The following is a 14,582-nucleotide window of genomic DNA, read 5'->3' on the forward strand; positions in this document are numbered from 1 at the left end:
ATGAAAACCACCCGCAACACCACCCTGGCAGCGCTCATCGCCGGCACGCTCGCCGCGTGCGGCAGCAACGCGCCACTGGAAAAACCGCTCGACTATCAGTCCGACACCAAGGTCGACAAGAAGGCCAGCCTGGAGATGCCACCGGACTTGACCGCGCCGCAGATCCAGAACCGCTACCAGTTGCCGGACAGCGGCACCGCGTCGCTCAACGCGTACACCAACAACGCGCCGCAACCGAACGCGGCCGCCGTGGCCACCACCGGCAACAGCGCGTTGCTGGCCACCCCGTCCAACGCGCGCATCGAGCGCGGCGGCACCCAGCGCTGGCTCGCGATCGACGGCAAGCAGCCCGAACAGGTCTGGCCGCTGCTCAAGGCTTTCTGGCAGGACAACGGCTTCGTGATCAAGAGCGAAGAGCCCGACATCGGCCTGATGGAAACCGACTGGGCCGAAAACCGCGCCAAGCTGGGCATGGACCCGGTGCGCCGCCTGCTTGAAGGCGTGGGTCTGGGCGGCGTGATGTCGACCCCAGAGCGCGACAAGTTCCGCGTCCGCCTCGAGCGCACCGCGAACGGCACCGAGGTCTACTTCACCCACCGCGGGATGTACGAGACTTACGTCAACGAGGGCAAGAGCGAGACCAAGTGGCAGCCGCGCCCGGCCGACCCGGAACTCGAGACCGAATTCCTCGCCCGCTTCATGGTCCGCTTGGGCAGCAGCGAAGCGCAGGCTCAGGCGTCGGCCAAGGCCGCACAGACCCAGGCGCCTGCGGTACAGCGCGCCCGCGTCGAAGGCAACCAGGTCGTGGTCGACGACGACTTCGACCGCGCCTGGCGCCGGGTCGGCCTCGCGCTCGACCGCGTGGGCCTGCTCGTCACCGACCGCGACCGCTCGCAGGGCATCTACTACGTCAAGCCTGCCAAGGCCGACGCGCAAAACAAGTCCGACGACAGCGGCTTCTGGCAGAGCCTCGCCTTCTGGCGCGACGGCAAGTCGGCGGCGCCCCAGCAGGACGAGCAATACCGTATCGTGCTCAAGAGCGACGCCAAGCGCACCGACATCGCGTTCCTCGACAAGGCCGGCCAGCCGCTGCCGGCCAAGATGGCCGAACAGTTCGCCCGCAAGCTCGAAGAACAGTTGCGTTAAGCTGCAGCTCCGCAACGAACAACCCCCGCTTCACGCGGGGTTTTTGTTTGCATGCGACACCGGCAAGCCGCCGGCCGCACGCGACAGACGCAAAAAAACCCGCCGAAGCGGGTTTTTTCACTATCGCAAAAGCGATTACTGAGCAGCGGAAGCGTCAGCAGCCGGAGCGGAAGCGTCAGCAGCCGGAGCGGATGCGTCAACCACAGCAGCGGAAGCCTCAACGGCCGGAGCCGAAGCCTCGACGGCCGGGGCGGAAGCTTCAGCCGGAGCAGCTTCTTCTTTCTTGCCACAAGCGGACAGAGCTACGGCCAGCAGGGCAGCAACGAGGAGCGACTGTTTCATTTTTGTATACCTTTGCGATAAGTGTAAAAACAAGACGTTAACTTCAGCCAGACCCCACCCGGGACCTGATCAGAATGCTTGTGAAGACGATTCTAGCACGAAAAAATTTTCTGGGAAGTGGAACTCTCCGGAAATTTTTTACTCTGAAGCGCCGCTGATACCGCAACGCAACACACTGCCAGACTCACCTTCAAACCGAAGCAAAATGATAGCCATGACTGGCTGCTACATCAAGCATCCGTTTGTATTATTGCGCCATCAATCTGCACCCGGACGCCAGTAGCCGTCGAGGTAGCCTTGGTACAGCACCTCCAGCATGTCATGCCCGGCCTGCACAGGCGCCAGACGACGCTGGTTGGCCAGTTGTTGCCACTCTACAACAGAGGGGTCGGCGCCCTCCAGCCGTTCGCCGTTGCAATACAGCACACCCCCACCGTAAAGCAGCTGGGTCTTCGCATCCAGCACCACGCCGTGCGCAGCGACCGCCTCGGCGAACGCGTCCTCGTCCAGCTCCTCGTCGGGCCCCTCGTAGAACACGTGCGGCTTGGGCTCGGTCAGATAATGGCCGAGGAAATCGGCAACCGTCGAACGGTCCCAGCGCACCTGCGAGAGCAATTCGGCGACCTGGTCGACCATCGCGTCGGGAATGCGCGCGGGCGTCCTCTGCTGCAGCAGGCCCGGGTCGGCGTAGCGCCCGTCCAGGCAGACCCTGTCCTGCAGGTAGACCAGGAACTCGGTCGCCAGCTGCTGGGTGGTCGGCGCCCTAAAACCGATCGAGTAGGTCATCCCCGGCTCCAGCGCGACACCGTAGTGTGCGTAGCGCGGCGGCAGGTAGAGCATGTCGCCGTGCTCGAGCACCCACTCCTCTTCGCAGCGGAAATCCTGCAGCACCCTGATCGGCTCGCCCTCGACGAAACGTTCGTCGTCCTGCGCCGAGACCTGCCAGCGCTTGCGCCCGCCCACCTGCAACAGGAACACGTCGTAGGAATCGAAATGCGGGCCGACCGTGCCGCCCGGCGGCGCGTAGCTGACCATCAGGTCGTCCAGCCGCGCGTAGGGAATGAAGTTGAAGCGCCACAGGATCTCGTCGACATGCGGCAGCAACTGGTTGACGCCCTGCACCAGCAGCGTCCAGTCGGTCTCGCCCAGCCGCTTGAAACGCCCGGCACGGAAAGGGCCGCACTCGAGGTGCCAGTGTCCGCCCTTCCACTCGATCAGCCGCGACTCGGCGTCCTCGCGCCTGGCCAGTTCGCTGAGCACGGAAAAATCGACCGGCTCGCCGACCTCGGTGAGCGCGCCGCGGATCAGCAGCGGTTTCTTGTGCCAGTACTCGCGCAGAAAGGTTTCGGCCGACATGCCGCCCAGCACGTCGATCCCGTTTGCCTCAAGGGTCATCACTCCTCCAATGGTTTACAATACCGGCTGGCGCCGTCAGAATCCGCGCCTCGCCAGGCAGTCCGCCCCGCGCGGTCCGCTGTCCCGACCACACCAGCACGAAAGCCAATTTCAATGCAAATCGCCAAAAACTCCGTCGTGACGATCGAGTACGAGATGTTCGACACCGACAACAACCTGCTCGACAAGTCCGAAGAAGCGATCGCCTACCTGCACGGCGGGTACGACGGCATCTTCCCGCTGGTCGAAGAAGCGCTGCACGGCAAGTCGGTCGGCGACACCATCGACGTGCTGATGACCTCGGACGACGCGTTCGGCGATCCGGAAGAAGAACTGGTCCGCATCGAGCCGCTCGACGTGTTCCCGACCGACATCGAAGTCGGCATGATGTTCGAAGCCGACGACCCGGAAACCGGCGACGTGCTGCTGTTCCGCGTCACCGACATCGCCGACGGCAAGGCAGTGGTCGACGCCAACCACCCGCTGGCCGGCATGGCCATCCGCTTCAAGGCCAAGATCACCGACGTGCGCGCGGCGACCGCCGACGAAGTCGCCCACGGCCACGCCCACGGCGAACACGGCCACCATCACTGAGCGCGCGTTACGCCCGCAAAAAAGGCAGCCTGACGGCTGCCTTTTTTCATGCGCGCTGGCCGACGGTCACCCGGTCGAGCCCGGCCAGGTCCTGCAGCGTCTCGACCGCCGTAAGCCCGGCCGCCGCAAACAGCGCGCGGCAGTCGTGCCCCTGGTCGAAGCCGTGCTCGACCATCAGCCAGCCCCCTGCCGCCAGCCGCGCCGGCGCGCCGGCGGCGATCTCGCGCAGGCAGGCGAGCCCGTCGCCGCCGTCGGTCAGCGCAAGCGACGGCTCGAAGCGCACGTCGCCCTGTCCGAGGTGGTGGTCGTCCGCCCGGATATACGGCGGGTTGGAGGCGATCAGCGCGAAGCCGGTGTCGCCCCCTAGCGGCGCGTACCAGCTGCCTTGCATGAAGCCGACCGTCGCACCCAGACGCGCTGCGTTACCACGGGCTACGGCGAGCGCGTCATCGGAGAGGTCGACCGCGCGCACCTGCCACGCCGGCGCCTCAAGCGCCAGCGTCACCGCGATCGCGCCACTGCCGGTCCCCAGGTCGACCACCCGGCACGGCAGGTTCCGCTCGACACGCGCAAGCGCGGTGTCGACCAGCAGCTCGGTCTCCGGGCGCGGGATCAGCACCGCTGGCGTCACCGCGAAAGGGCGTCCGTAAAACTCGCGCTCACCCAACAGGTAGGCGACCGGCTCGCCTGCGCGCCTGCGCGCGACAAGCGCTTCGAAGGCGGCCTGCGCGTGCCCGGGCAGGGTCTCGTCGTCGTGCGCGATCAGGCGCACGCGGTCGAAGCCGGACGCGGCCATCATCAGCAGCCGCGCCTCCAGTCTGGGCAGGCCGCTTCCGGCCATCAGTTCGCGTATCGTCGGCATCACATCAAGAACAGGGAGGCGAGGCCGAGGAAAATGAAGAAGCCGCCGGAGTCGGTAAACGCGGTGATCAGCACGCTGGAGCCGACCGCCGGGTCGCGCCCGGCGCGCTGCATCAGCACCGGGATCAGCACGCCCAGCGTCGCCGCCAGCACCAGGTTCAGCGTCATCGCCGCGGTCATCACTAAGCCCAGCGGGAAGCTACCGTACAGCCACCAGGCGACCGAACCGATCACCCCGCCCCACACCACGCCGTTGATCACGCTGACGCCCAACTCCTTGCGCCACAGCCGCCACGCCTGCGCGACCTGCAACTGCCCCATCGCCAGCGCTCGCACGATCATGGTGATGGTCTGGTTGCCCGAGTTGCCGCCGATCCCGGCGACAATCGGCATCAGCGCCGCCAGCGCGACCAGGTGCTGGATCGCGCCCTCGAACACGCCGATCACCCGGCTGGCGAGGAAGGCGGTGCACAGGTTGATCGCCAGCCACGCCCAGCGGTTCTTCAGCGAGTCGATCACCGGCGCGAACAGGTCTTCCTCTTCCTTCAGGCCGGCGAGGTTCAGCACTTCGCTGTCCGACTCCTCGCGGATCACGTCGACCATCTCGTCGACGGTCAGGCGGCCGATCAGCTTGCCGGCGTCGTCGATCACCGGCGCGGTGACGAGGTCGTAACGCTCGAACGCGAGCGCCGCCTTCTCGGCGTCGTCCTCCGGGTGGAAGGTCACCACGTCGGTCGCCATCACCTCGGACACCTCGGCGTCCGGGTCGGAGACAAGCAACTTCCTGATCGACAACACGCCTTTGAGCACTTCGTCGTCGTCGATCACGAAGATCTTGTCGGTATGGTGCGGCAGCTCGTCGAAGCGGCGCAGGTAACGCAGCACCACCTCGCAGGAGACGTCGGCACGGATGTTCACCAGCTCGAAGTCCATCAGCGCGCCGACCGTGCCCTCTTCATAGGACAGCGCGGACTGCAGCTGCTCGCGCTCCTCGTCGTCGAGCGCGCCCATCACTTCGTAGACAACCTGGCGCGGCAGGTCGGGTGCGAGGTCGGCCAGTTCGTCGGCGTCGAGCGTCTCGGCGGCGGCGACCAGCTCGTGCGCGTCCATCGACTCGATCAGCGTCTCGCGGACCGCGTCGGATACTTCGAGCAGGATCTCGCCGTCGCTTTCGCTCTTGACGAGTTCCCACACCAAGAGGCGCTCGTTGAGCGGCAACGCCTCGAGGATGTAGGCGATATCGGCGGGGTGCAGCTGTTCGAGCTTCTGCTTGAGCTCGACGAGGTTCTGCTTGTGGACAAGGTCCTCGACCAGCGCATGCCTTGGCATGTCCTGGCGATGGACCAGCTCCTCGACCAGATGGTGGCGCTCGATCAGGCGCTGCACCTGGACAAGACTATCCTGCAGACGATCGGTGGTTTTCTTTTCGAGAACCGTCATGCACGTCTCCTGCCGCCGCGGCCGGCAGCGGATACGCGCACGGGTTTTTAGCGGCGGGTGGCTTGGGTCGGTTCGACCCGGGTCGTTGTCGTTATCGGATAACTGGGTAAGTCCATACGATTACCGCGCCCGTTTGCGCGGCAGGAACGAAGGAAAGCGGGGATTGTAGCATGGCCGGCGACGCGCCTTCCAGCGCGCGCCAAGTCAGGGTATTTCCGCATAGCGCATCCTGCGCAGGATGATGTTGCTCTTGCGCTTGAGGCCGGACGCGTTGCGGTGCGCGTCGTAATAGCGCGGGTTGGGCACCATCGCGGCGAGCCTCGCCGCCTGCGGCGCGGACAGGCGGGCGGCGCTGCTCCTGAAATAGTAACGGCTGGCCGCTTCGGCGCCGAACACGCCGTCGCCCCACTCGATCACGTTCAGGTAGATCTCGAAGATGCGCCGCTTGTCCATCACCGCCTCGAGCATCACGGTGATCACCGCCTCGTCGAGCTTGCGCCACGGCGTCTTCTTGCCCGACAGGAACAGGTTCTTCGCCAGTTGCTGGCTGATGGTCGAGCCGCCGGCGACGATGCGCCCCTGCTTGAGGTTCTTCTCGAACGCCGCCTCGATGCCGTCCCAGTCGAAGCCCTCGTGGTCGACGAACTTAGCGTCCTCGGCGGCGACGATCGCACGCTTGAGGTTGGGCGAGATCCGCTCGTACAGCACCCAGCGGTGCCTGAGTTCGGCGTCAGGGTTTTCTTCCTGCAATCGCGCCAGTTGCGCGCTCATGAACGCGCTGGCAGTCGGGTTCTGGCTACGCCAGTACACCAGATGGCCGAAGATCCACAGGTAGTAGAGAAAGATCAGCGCAAACAGCGCTGCCAGCAGCTTGAAAGCAAGGCGCATCAGAAGCAGACAGGTTACGGCGGGAAAAAACCGAGTGCGCCGCAGGTACACCCGGCACGGGAAGATCAGGCCAGCACTTCCCTGAGCAGGTTGGTCACGGTGCGGGTCGGCGGCTGCACGCCGCGCCAGATGCGGAACGACTCGGCCGCCTGTTCGACCAGCATGCCCAGCCCGTCGGCCAGCATGCCTGCGTTCTCGGCCTGCGCGCGCTGCAGGAAGGGCGTCAGCCCCTTGCTGTACACCATGTCGTAGGCCAGCGTGCGCGCGGAGAAGAGGCCGTGCGGGATAGGCGGCAACTCGCCGGACAGGCTGGTCGACGTGCCGTTGATCACGATGTCGAAGTGGCGGCCGGCCAGCTCGTCGTAGCCGACCGCCTCGACCTTGCCCTGCGCGGCGAAGTGGTGGGCGATCGCCTCGGCCTTGATCAGCGTACGGTTGGCGATGGTCACCCGGGCCGGCCCTTCGGCAAGCAAAGGCCCCAGCACGCCGCGCACCGCGCCGCCGGCGCCGAGCACCAGCACGCTTTTGCCGCTGATGGGGATGTCCAGGTTGTCGACGATGTCGCGCACCAGGCCGATACCGTCGGTGTTGTCGCCGTACAGGCGGCCGTCCGGCAGCAGCGCCAGCGTGTTGACGGCGTCGGCCATCCGCGCGCGCTCGCTCAGTTCGTCGGCCAGTCGGCGGGCGTCTCCCTTGAACGGCAGGGTGACGTTCAGCCCCTTGCCGCCTTCGGCAAAGAAGGCGCGCGCAGCCTCGGCAAACTGACCAAGCCCGGCGAACAGCTTTTCGTAACGGATATCCTGCGCGCATTCGCGCGCGAACTCGGCGTGGATGAACGGGGACTGGCTATGGGCAACCGGGTTGCCCACGACGGCGTAGCGATCGGTCATGTCGGGGTCGTCTTGGGCGGCCGCAGCCGCCGGATGGATGGGAATCGCGAACACTTTAGCGTCGCAGGGGGGCTCTCAGCAACCCATCGGCATGCAAAGGCGGGTCAGGCCTGCTGCCAGGGCAGGCCGTGCGCCTGCCAGCCGTTCACGCTGCCACGGTGGCCCGCACCGTCACGCTCACCCTCGAAGCCCTCGGCGATGTTGTACACGCTGGCGAAGCCGTTGGCCGCCAGCAGCCTGGCCGCGTCGTCCGAGCGCGCGCCGGTCCGGCACAGCAACAGCAGCACCGTCTCGGGGTCGACCTGGCGCTGCAGTTGGGCGAGGAAGTCCGGGTTGGGCAGCATGCCCGGCCAGGTCTTCCATTCGATGCATACCGCGCCCGGCACGCCGCCGACGAATTGCCACTCGGCCGCGGAGCGCACGTCGACCAGCCGCGCCTCGGGCAAGGCCTGCAACAAGGCCCACGCCTCCTGCGGCAACACGACGCCGGAATACGGCAGCACAAATTCCTGCGCACGCTGGTGCGCCTTATCAAGGATGGTGCCCACTTCGCTCATCGCCGGCTCCTCGCTCAGGGATCAAGATCAGACAGGTTCGAGCATACCGCGTCGGCCATGCATGGCCAAGCCGCCTCAATGCACCACAACAGTGCATTCGCACTACAAGATTCACCATGACAGTGCATGACCAGCACATCAACAAGCCGTTTGACTTATGGCAGAATGGTGTTGGCACCAAAATGCAGCTGGCACGGTTCATGCTTTTTGTCAGGCATCGCAGTCCCCTCACCCGAATACGCTACGCTCTCAAGGAGACCATTATGGCGGTTGCAGACGTTTTGAAACTGATCGAAGAAAACGACGTCAAGTTCGTCGACCTGCGTTTCACCGACACCCTCGGTAAAGAGCAGCACGTGACCATCCCCGCGCACGTGCTGACCGAAGATGCCGAAGAGTGGTTCGAGCGTGGCCACGCGTTCGACGGCTCGTCGATCGCCGGCTGGAAGGGCATCCAGGCCTCCGACATGCTGCTGATCGCCGACCCGGCCTCCGCCAAGATCGACCCGTTCTTCGACGAGCCGACCGTATTCATGAGCTGCGACGTGGTCGACCCGGCCGACGGCAAGGGCTACGACCGCTGCCCGCGCTCGATCGCCAAGCGCGCAGAAGCCTACCTGAAGGCCTCCGGCGTGGGTGACACCGCCTACTTCGGCCCGGAACCGGAATTCTTCGTGTTCGACAGCGTGACCTGGGGCACCGATATGTCGGGCACCTTCGTCAAGATCAAGTCCGAAGAAGCCGCGTGGGCGTCCGCGCAGGAATTCGAAGGCGGCAACACCGGCCACCGTCCGGGCATCAAGGGCGGCTACTTCCCGGTGCCGCCGGTCGACTCCGGCCAGGACCTGCGCTCGGCCATGGTGCTGCTGCTCGAAGAACTCGGCGTGCCGGTCGAAGTACACCACCACGAAGTGGCCACCGCCGGCCAGATGGAAATCGGTACCAAGTTCAGCACGCTGACCCAGCGCGCCGACTGGACCCAGATCATGAAGTACGTGATCCAGAACGTCGCGCACAGCTACGGCAAGACCGCGACCTTCATGCCCAAGCCCATCGTCGGCGACAACGGCTCCGGCATGCACGTGCACCAGTCGATCTGGAAGGACGGCAAGAACCTGTTCGCCGGCGACGGCTACGCGGGCCTGTCCGACACCGCGCTCTACTACATCGGCGGCATCATCAAGCACGCCAAGGCGCTGAACGCGATCACCAACCCGGGTACCAACTCGTACAAGCGTCTGGTGCCGCACTACGAGGCGCCGGTCAAGCTCGCGTACTCGGCGAAGAACCGTTCCGCTTCAATCCGCATCCCGCACGTGGCGAACCCGAAAGGCCGCCGCATCGAGGCGCGCTTCCCGGATCCGCTGTCCAACCCGTACCTGTGCTTCTCCGCGCTCCTGATGGCCGGCCTTGACGGCATCCAGAACAAGATCCACCCGGGCGACGCGGCCGACAAGAACCTGTACGACCTGCCGCCGGAAGAAGACAAGCTGATCCCGACCGTGTGCGCGTCGCTGGACGAAGCACTGGCGGCGCTGGACAAGGACCGCGAGTTCCTGACCCGCGGCGGCGTGTTCTCCAACGAATGGATCGACGCCTTCATCGAGCTGAAGATGAAGGAAGTGAACCTGACCCGCATGACCACCCACCCGGTCGAGTTCGCGATGTACTACAGCCTGTAAGCGGCAACGCAAGCAGCAACAACGGCAGCCTCGGCTGCCGTTTTTTCATGACGGGCGCCTCCGTTTTCCTTATCATTTCGCCATGAACCGGCCACGCGTCATCCTCAAGTCACTCACTGCCCTGCTGCTCGGCGTCGCCTGCGCCCACGCGGCGGCGACGACCATCTACAAGTTCGTCGACCAGGACGGGCATGTCACCTACAGCAACATCCCGGTACGCGGCGCGCAGAAGATCGATGTGCGCGTGACGGGCAGCCAGGGCGGGCCAGCCGCACACACGCCCCGTGCCAGCAGCCGCGCCCCCGCCCCGGCGCCGGGCAACTTCCCCAGCGTCTCGGCGAGCACCCAGCAGCAGCGAGACAGCGGCCGCCGCCAGATCCTGCAGACCGAGCTTGCCAACGAACAGCAGGCGCTCGATGCGGCCCGCCGTGCGCTGCTCGACGCTGAAGCCAAACGGCAGCCCGACCAGGGCAAGCTGCGTGCGCAGGTGCAGGACCGCGAGCGCAATGTGGCGGCACTGCAAAAGGAGCTGGGCCAGTAAGGCCCATGCTTGCACCAGATTGGTGCGTCGTGCATGCTGGTCTCTGCCCCGGGCAGGAGCGTTTCTTGCTAGCTAGGGCTGCAACATCCCCAGGGAGAGCCCATGCACGCGCCAAGCTACGAAGGACTCGAGCTTCTCGACACCCCCGTCCTCATCATCGAGGCCGACGGTCGCGTCGCCTACGCCAATCCGGCCAGCGAAAGCCTGTTCGGCGCCGGTAGCCGCGAACTGAACCGGCACCGCCTGTACGACCTGTTTACCGATGCCCGCGCGCTCGAACACGCGGTCGGCAACGCCTTCTCGCACCAGACCAGTTTCATCGAACACGACCTCGAGCTCACACTGCGCAACGAGCAGACGCTGCCGATCGGCCTGACCGTCACCCCCGTCCACGGTGCGCAGCTTGCGCTGATCGAGCTCAGGCTGCTCGACCAGCAAAAGCGCATCGCCAACGAGGAACGGCTGCTCTTGCAGCAGCACGCCAACCGCGAGCTGATCCGCAACCTCGCGCACGAGATCAAGAACCCGCTGGGCGGCATCCGCGGGGCGGCACAGCTGCTCGAGCACGAGCTGGCCGGCCGCGAAGACCTGCTCGAGTACACGCAGGTCATCCGCGAGGAGGCGCTGCGCCTGCAGTCGCTGGTCGACCGCATGCTCGCGCCGCAGCAGCGGCAGGTGTCGAGCGAAACTAATATCCACGAGATCCTCGAACGCGTGCGCAGCATCGTGCTGGCGGAGTTCCGCAGCGGCCTGTGCGTGCGCCGCGACTACGACGTCAGCCTGCCGCAACTGGTCGCCGACAAGGAGCAGCTGATCCAGGTGGTGCTCAACCTGGTGCGCAACGCGGCGCAGGCGATGCACGGCCGGGGCAACATCCTGCTGAAGACACGGATCTGCCGCCAGGTCACCCTCGCCCGCAGGCGCTACCCGCTGGCACTGAAATTGCAAGTAATCGACGACGGCCCCGGCATCCCCGAGGCGATCCGCGACCATGTGTTCTACCCGCTGGTCACCGGGCGCGCCGAAGGCACCGGGCTTGGCCTGACCCTCGCGCAAGCCTTCGTGCACCAGCACGGGGGCGCCATCGAGTTCGACAGCCGGGCAGGACACACCTGCTTCACCGTCACCCTGCCCTTCAGGCCGGAAGACGGCGTGCAGCAGGCGACCAGACCATAAGAAACGAGGAGAAACCATGCTCAATCCGGTGTGGATCGTCGACGACGACAAGGCCATCCGCTGGGTGCTGGAAAAGGCGCTGACCCGCGCCGGCATCCGCTACACGAGTTTCAGTACCGCCGACGACGCGCTCAACGCGCTGTACGACCACACGCCGCAGACGGTGATCAGCGATATCCGCATGCCGGGCACCGACGGGCTGAAGTTCCTCGCCAAGCTCAAGGCCGAGCACCCGGCGCTGCCGGTGATCGTGATGACCGCGCACGCTGACCTCGACTCGGCCGTCTCGGCGTTCCAGGGCGGCGCGTTCGAGTACCTGCCCAAGCCGTTCGACGTTGACCAGGCCGTCCAGCTGATCGAGCGCGCGCTCGCCGAATACGGCGACGCCGGCAGCGACGCGCTCGGCGAGGAAGCGCTGCCTGCGCTGCTGGGGCAGGCACCGGCGATGCAGGACGTGTTCCGCGCCATCGGCCGGCTGTCGCAATCGAACGTGACGGTACTGATCACCGGCGAATCGGGCACCGGCAAGGAACGCGTCGCCGAGGCACTACACCGCCACTCGGTACGGGCGAGCCGCCCCTTCATCGCGATCAACACCGCCGCGATCCCGCGTGACCTGCTCGAATCCGAGCTGTTCGGCCACGAAAAGGGCGCGTTCACCGGCGCGGCGGCGACGCGGCGCGGCCGTTTCGAGGAAGCCGAAGGCGGCACGCTGTTCCTCGACGAGATCGGCGACATGCCGACCGAACTGCAGACCCGCTTGCTGCGCGTGCTCTCCGACGGGCACTTCTACCGGGTCGGCGGCCATACGCCGATCCGCGCCAACGTGCGGGTCATCGCCGCGACGCACCAGAACCTCGAGGACCGTGTGCGGCAAGGCCAGTTCCGCGAAGACCTGTACCACCGTCTCAACGTCATCCGCCTGCGCCTGCCGCCGCTGCGCGAGCGACGCGAGGACATTCCCTTGCTGCTGCGCCACTTTCTCGCGCGCAGCGCCCTGCAGCTGGGCGTCGACAGCAAACGCCTCACCGACGGCGCGATGGCCGCCATCAGCGACGCGCCCTTCCCCGGCAACGTGCGCGAACTGGAAAACCTGTGCCAGTGGCTGACCGTGATGGCGCCCGGGCAGACGGTCGACTTGTGCGACCTGCCGCCCGAATTCCGCCAGGTCCAGGGCAGTAGCGCCGCGCCGGCTGCCGCCGGCAGTGACTGGTGTGCGCAGCTGTCCGCCGAGGTCGAGCAGCGGCTCGCCGCCGGCGAGACAGGCATCATCGACGAACTGGTGCAGCGCTTCGAGCTGACCTGCATCCGCGCCGGGCTCGCGCACACCGGCGGGCGCCGCGTCGAGGCGGCGCAGTTGCTCGGCTGGGGACGCAACACGCTGACGCGCAAGATCCAGGAGTTGGGGCTCGAACCAGCCAGCGAATGATGTCTGCGGTCATCCGAACACAAAAAAAGCGCCCCGGTTCGGGGCGCTTTGGCGTGCACGGTTCTGACCTTACTTCTTGGCAGCCAGACCGTTGTTGGCGACATCGTCCAGCAACAGGATCATGCCGACGGTACGCGGCGCGAAGGTGTTGAGGTCCGCCGTCTCCTTGTTCAGGTCGTGCTCGTAGTCGGTTTCCACGCCCAGGCCGTCGATGGTCGGGATATGCTTGGACGTGAAGTTGCCGATGGTCACGCCACCACCCGACCATTCAACCACCTTGGCGCCGTACTGCTGCTTGATGATGTTCTTGTACGACTCGACCATGCGTGCCGCCTGCGGCGTCTTGGCCATCGCCGGCAGCGTCGAGAACGGGCCCTTCAGCTCGATACGGGTGCCGCCCACGCTCGGGGTCGCGGCGATCTTCTTGATCGCGGAGTCGAGCTTCTGCATCAGCGCCGGGTCGTAGGCACGGACCTCGAACTTGGCCAGCGCGTCAGCCGGCACGCTATTGCGTTTCTTGTTGCCGGTCTCGACCACGCCGAAGTTGATCGTCACTTCGGGGATGTACTGGCCGTGGTCGCTCAGGCCGCGCTTTTTCAGGCCTTCGGCGGAGAACTGCGCCGGGTCTTTCGGCAGCGGCGACGCCAGCTTCATGATGCGGGTGATCTGGTTGGCCAGTTCGACCGTCGCGCTGGCCGACGACTGCGGCGCGTTGCCCGCGTGGCCGGTCACCCCGTGCACCTTGAGGTCGTAGTTGGCCGACCACTTGCGCTGGGTGGTCAGGCCCCAGTCCGGACGCGAGGTATCGACCGACAGCGTCAGGTCGGCCTGCTTGGAGAGTTCCTCGAGCAGTTGCTCCTCGAGGTCAGAGCCGACTTCCTCTTCACCGTCGAAGTAGAAAATCATCTCGCCGTAGTTCTTGTAACCCAGTTTTTCCAGGCTCTGCGCGAAGTGCAGCAGCTGGGCGACGGACGCCTTGCTGTCACCGACGCCCGGACCCTTGGCGATGCCGGTCTTGGGGTCGAAGCTGTACGGCTGCTTGGCCAGGCTGCCGACCGGCTGCACGGTGTCTGTGTGGCCGAGGATCAGCACGCGCTGCTTGCCCTCGCCCTTCTTGCGGGCGATCACGTGGGTGCTGCTGTCGTTCTCGCGGAAGCTCACGGTGTAGCCCAGCGGCTCAAACTTGGCTTTCAGCCATTCGGCCATCTTGCGGCTGCCAGCCTTGTCGCCGGTCGGCGACTCGATCTCGGTGATCGTCTTGTGGTCCTGGACAAACGCCGGGAACTGGCCTTCGACCGTCGCCTTGACCTTGGCTGCGTCGAGCGGCGCGGCAAAGGCGGACATGGAAAAGGCGGCCAAGCAGGCTGCCGTCAGCGGTGCGACACGAAGGTAAGACATGGAATGCCTCCAGTTTGCTTGGTAATCAGGTGCGGCAAGCTTAGCGTCTACCATCAAGTCCATTCCATTATTATTTTATAATAATTTGACTTCGAGCAAGATTAGAACAAGGATATCTGGCAGAAGCCGTCTATATGCGACCAGCAGCAATAATGGGAGTAGTGTAGAGGCGTGTAAATTGCAAAACCCCCAGCTCATTGAGCTGGGGGTCTGCGGATGGGGCGTCTGGCGGTGTCCTACTTT

Annotated in this window: 13 protein-coding genes; 6 read left to right on the top strand and 7 right to left on the bottom strand. The window is 65.5% G+C overall.

Going from position 1 to position 14,582, the window contains the following annotated elements:
* Positions 1 to 1,146, top strand: coding sequence for an outer membrane protein assembly factor BamC (bamC, locus tag E5K04_RS13365; RefSeq protein WP_136554944.1), 1,146 nt, complete (start codon positions 1 to 3; stop codon positions 1,144 to 1,146).
* Positions 1,147 to 1,746: 600 nt separating this feature from the next.
* On the opposite strand, the gene E5K04_RS13375 is transcribed toward bamC, so the two are convergent.
* The gene (locus E5K04_RS13375) at positions 1,747 to 2,883 is read right to left on the bottom strand and encodes a ribosomal protein uL16 3-hydroxylase (RefSeq protein WP_205700373.1); all 1,137 of its coding nucleotides are present in this window, start codon (positions 2,881 to 2,883) and stop codon (positions 1,747 to 1,749) included.
* 114 nt (positions 2,884 to 2,997) lie between these two features.
* Between E5K04_RS13375 and E5K04_RS13380 the strand changes: the two genes are divergently transcribed.
* Positions 2,998 to 3,477 carry an FKBP-type peptidyl-prolyl cis-trans isomerase gene (locus tag E5K04_RS13380; RefSeq protein ID WP_136554948.1) on the top strand — a complete coding sequence of 160 codons (480 nt, stop codon included), beginning with the start codon at positions 2,998 to 3,000 and terminating at the stop codon, positions 3,475 to 3,477.
* Between the two features lie 46 nt (positions 3,478 to 3,523).
* Here E5K04_RS13380 and prmC read toward each other — a convergent pair whose 3' ends face one another.
* From prmC to E5K04_RS13405, 5 genes are all read right to left on the bottom strand, one after another.
* Positions 3,524 to 4,339 (bottom strand): peptide chain release factor N(5)-glutamine methyltransferase, encoded by an 816-nt coding sequence (gene prmC / locus E5K04_RS13385; RefSeq protein ID WP_136554950.1) that lies wholly within the window; start codon positions 4,337 to 4,339, stop codon positions 3,524 to 3,526.
* Positions 4,339 to 5,778 (bottom strand): magnesium transporter, encoded by a 1,440-nt coding sequence (mgtE, locus tag E5K04_RS13390; protein ID WP_136554953.1) that lies wholly within the window; start codon positions 5,776 to 5,778, stop codon positions 4,339 to 4,341. The genes prmC and mgtE overlap by 1 nt, the downstream gene beginning before the upstream one ends.
* 204 nt (positions 5,779 to 5,982) lie before the next feature.
* Positions 5,983 to 6,666: a monofunctional biosynthetic peptidoglycan transglycosylase gene (gene mtgA / locus E5K04_RS13395; protein WP_136554955.1), complete on the bottom strand. Its 684-nt coding sequence runs from the start codon at positions 6,664 to 6,666 to the stop codon at positions 5,983 to 5,985.
* A 65-nt stretch (positions 6,667 to 6,731) separates the two neighbouring features.
* Entirely contained in the window at positions 6,732 to 7,556 is an 825-nt protein-coding gene (gene aroE, locus E5K04_RS13400) for a shikimate dehydrogenase (RefSeq protein WP_136554957.1), read from the bottom strand.
* Between the two features lie 104 nt (positions 7,557 to 7,660).
* The gene (locus tag E5K04_RS13405) at positions 7,661 to 8,113 is read right to left on the bottom strand and encodes a rhodanese-like domain-containing protein (protein ID WP_136554960.1); all 453 of its coding nucleotides are present in this window, start codon (positions 8,111 to 8,113) and stop codon (positions 7,661 to 7,663) included.
* A 263-nt stretch (positions 8,114 to 8,376) separates the two neighbouring features.
* Between E5K04_RS13405 and glnA the strand changes: the two genes are divergently transcribed.
* The 4 genes from glnA (at position 8,377) to ntrC (ending at position 12,941) form a co-directional block, all read left to right on the top strand.
* Complete coding sequence (glnA, locus tag E5K04_RS13410) at positions 8,377 to 9,795, top strand: type I glutamate--ammonia ligase (protein ID WP_136554962.1); 1,419 nt, start codon at positions 8,377 to 8,379, stop codon at positions 9,793 to 9,795.
* Between the two features lie 82 nt (positions 9,796 to 9,877).
* Positions 9,878 to 10,336, top strand: a complete 459-nt coding sequence (locus E5K04_RS13415; RefSeq protein ID WP_136554964.1) for a DUF4124 domain-containing protein — start codon at positions 9,878 to 9,880, stop codon at positions 10,334 to 10,336.
* A gap of 102 nt (positions 10,337 to 10,438) precedes the next feature.
* Positions 10,439 to 11,512, top strand: a complete 1,074-nt coding sequence (gene glnL / locus E5K04_RS13420) for a nitrogen regulation protein NR(II) (RefSeq protein ID WP_136554966.1) — start codon at positions 10,439 to 10,441, stop codon at positions 11,510 to 11,512.
* Positions 11,513 to 11,528: 16 nt separating this feature from the next.
* Positions 11,529 to 12,941: a nitrogen regulation protein NR(I) gene (gene ntrC / locus E5K04_RS13425; protein ID WP_136554968.1), complete on the top strand. Its 1,413-nt coding sequence runs from the start codon at positions 11,529 to 11,531 to the stop codon at positions 12,939 to 12,941.
* Between the two features lie 69 nt (positions 12,942 to 13,010).
* Here ntrC and E5K04_RS13430 read toward each other — a convergent pair whose 3' ends face one another.
* Complete coding sequence (locus E5K04_RS13430; protein ID WP_168929227.1) at positions 13,011 to 14,339, bottom strand: M20/M25/M40 family metallo-hydrolase; 1,329 nt, start codon at positions 14,337 to 14,339, stop codon at positions 13,011 to 13,013.
* Between the last annotated feature and the right edge of the window lie 243 nt (positions 14,340 to 14,582).

The sequence above is a fragment of the Crenobacter intestini genome (assembly GCF_004919095.1).
GTDB lineage: Bacteria > Pseudomonadota > Gammaproteobacteria > Burkholderiales > Chromobacteriaceae > Craterilacuibacter > Craterilacuibacter intestini.

Excerpts from the sequence above, each read along its gene's own strand:
- bamC (WP_136554944.1), top strand. The coding sequence starts at position 1 with ATGAAAACCACCCGCAACACCACCCTGGCAGCGCTCATCGCCGGCACG.
- E5K04_RS13375 (WP_205700373.1), bottom strand. The coding sequence starts at position 2,883 with ATGACCCTTGAGGCAAACGGGATCGACGTGCTGGGCGGCATGTCGGCC.
- E5K04_RS13380 (WP_136554948.1), top strand. The coding sequence starts at position 2,998 with ATGCAAATCGCCAAAAACTCCGTCGTGACGATCGAGTACGAGATGTTC.
- prmC (WP_136554950.1), bottom strand. The coding sequence starts at position 4,339 with ATGCCGACGATACGCGAACTGATGGCCGGAAGCGGCCTGCCCAGACTG.
- mgtE (WP_136554953.1), bottom strand. The coding sequence starts at position 5,778 with ATGACGGTTCTCGAAAAGAAAACCACCGATCGTCTGCAGGATAGTCTT.
- mtgA (WP_136554955.1), bottom strand. The coding sequence starts at position 6,666 with ATGCGCCTTGCTTTCAAGCTGCTGGCAGCGCTGTTTGCGCTGATCTTT.
- aroE (WP_136554957.1), bottom strand. The coding sequence starts at position 7,556 with ATGACCGATCGCTACGCCGTCGTGGGCAACCCGGTTGCCCATAGCCAG.
- E5K04_RS13405 (WP_136554960.1), bottom strand. The coding sequence starts at position 8,113 with ATGAGCGAAGTGGGCACCATCCTTGATAAGGCGCACCAGCGTGCGCAG.
- glnA (WP_136554962.1), top strand. The coding sequence starts at position 8,377 with ATGGCGGTTGCAGACGTTTTGAAACTGATCGAAGAAAACGACGTCAAG.
- E5K04_RS13415 (WP_136554964.1), top strand. The coding sequence starts at position 9,878 with ATGAACCGGCCACGCGTCATCCTCAAGTCACTCACTGCCCTGCTGCTC.
- glnL (WP_136554966.1), top strand. The coding sequence starts at position 10,439 with ATGCACGCGCCAAGCTACGAAGGACTCGAGCTTCTCGACACCCCCGTC.
- ntrC (WP_136554968.1), top strand. The coding sequence starts at position 11,529 with ATGCTCAATCCGGTGTGGATCGTCGACGACGACAAGGCCATCCGCTGG.
- E5K04_RS13430 (WP_168929227.1), bottom strand. The coding sequence starts at position 14,339 with ATGTCTTACCTTCGTGTCGCACCGCTGACGGCAGCCTGCTTGGCCGCC.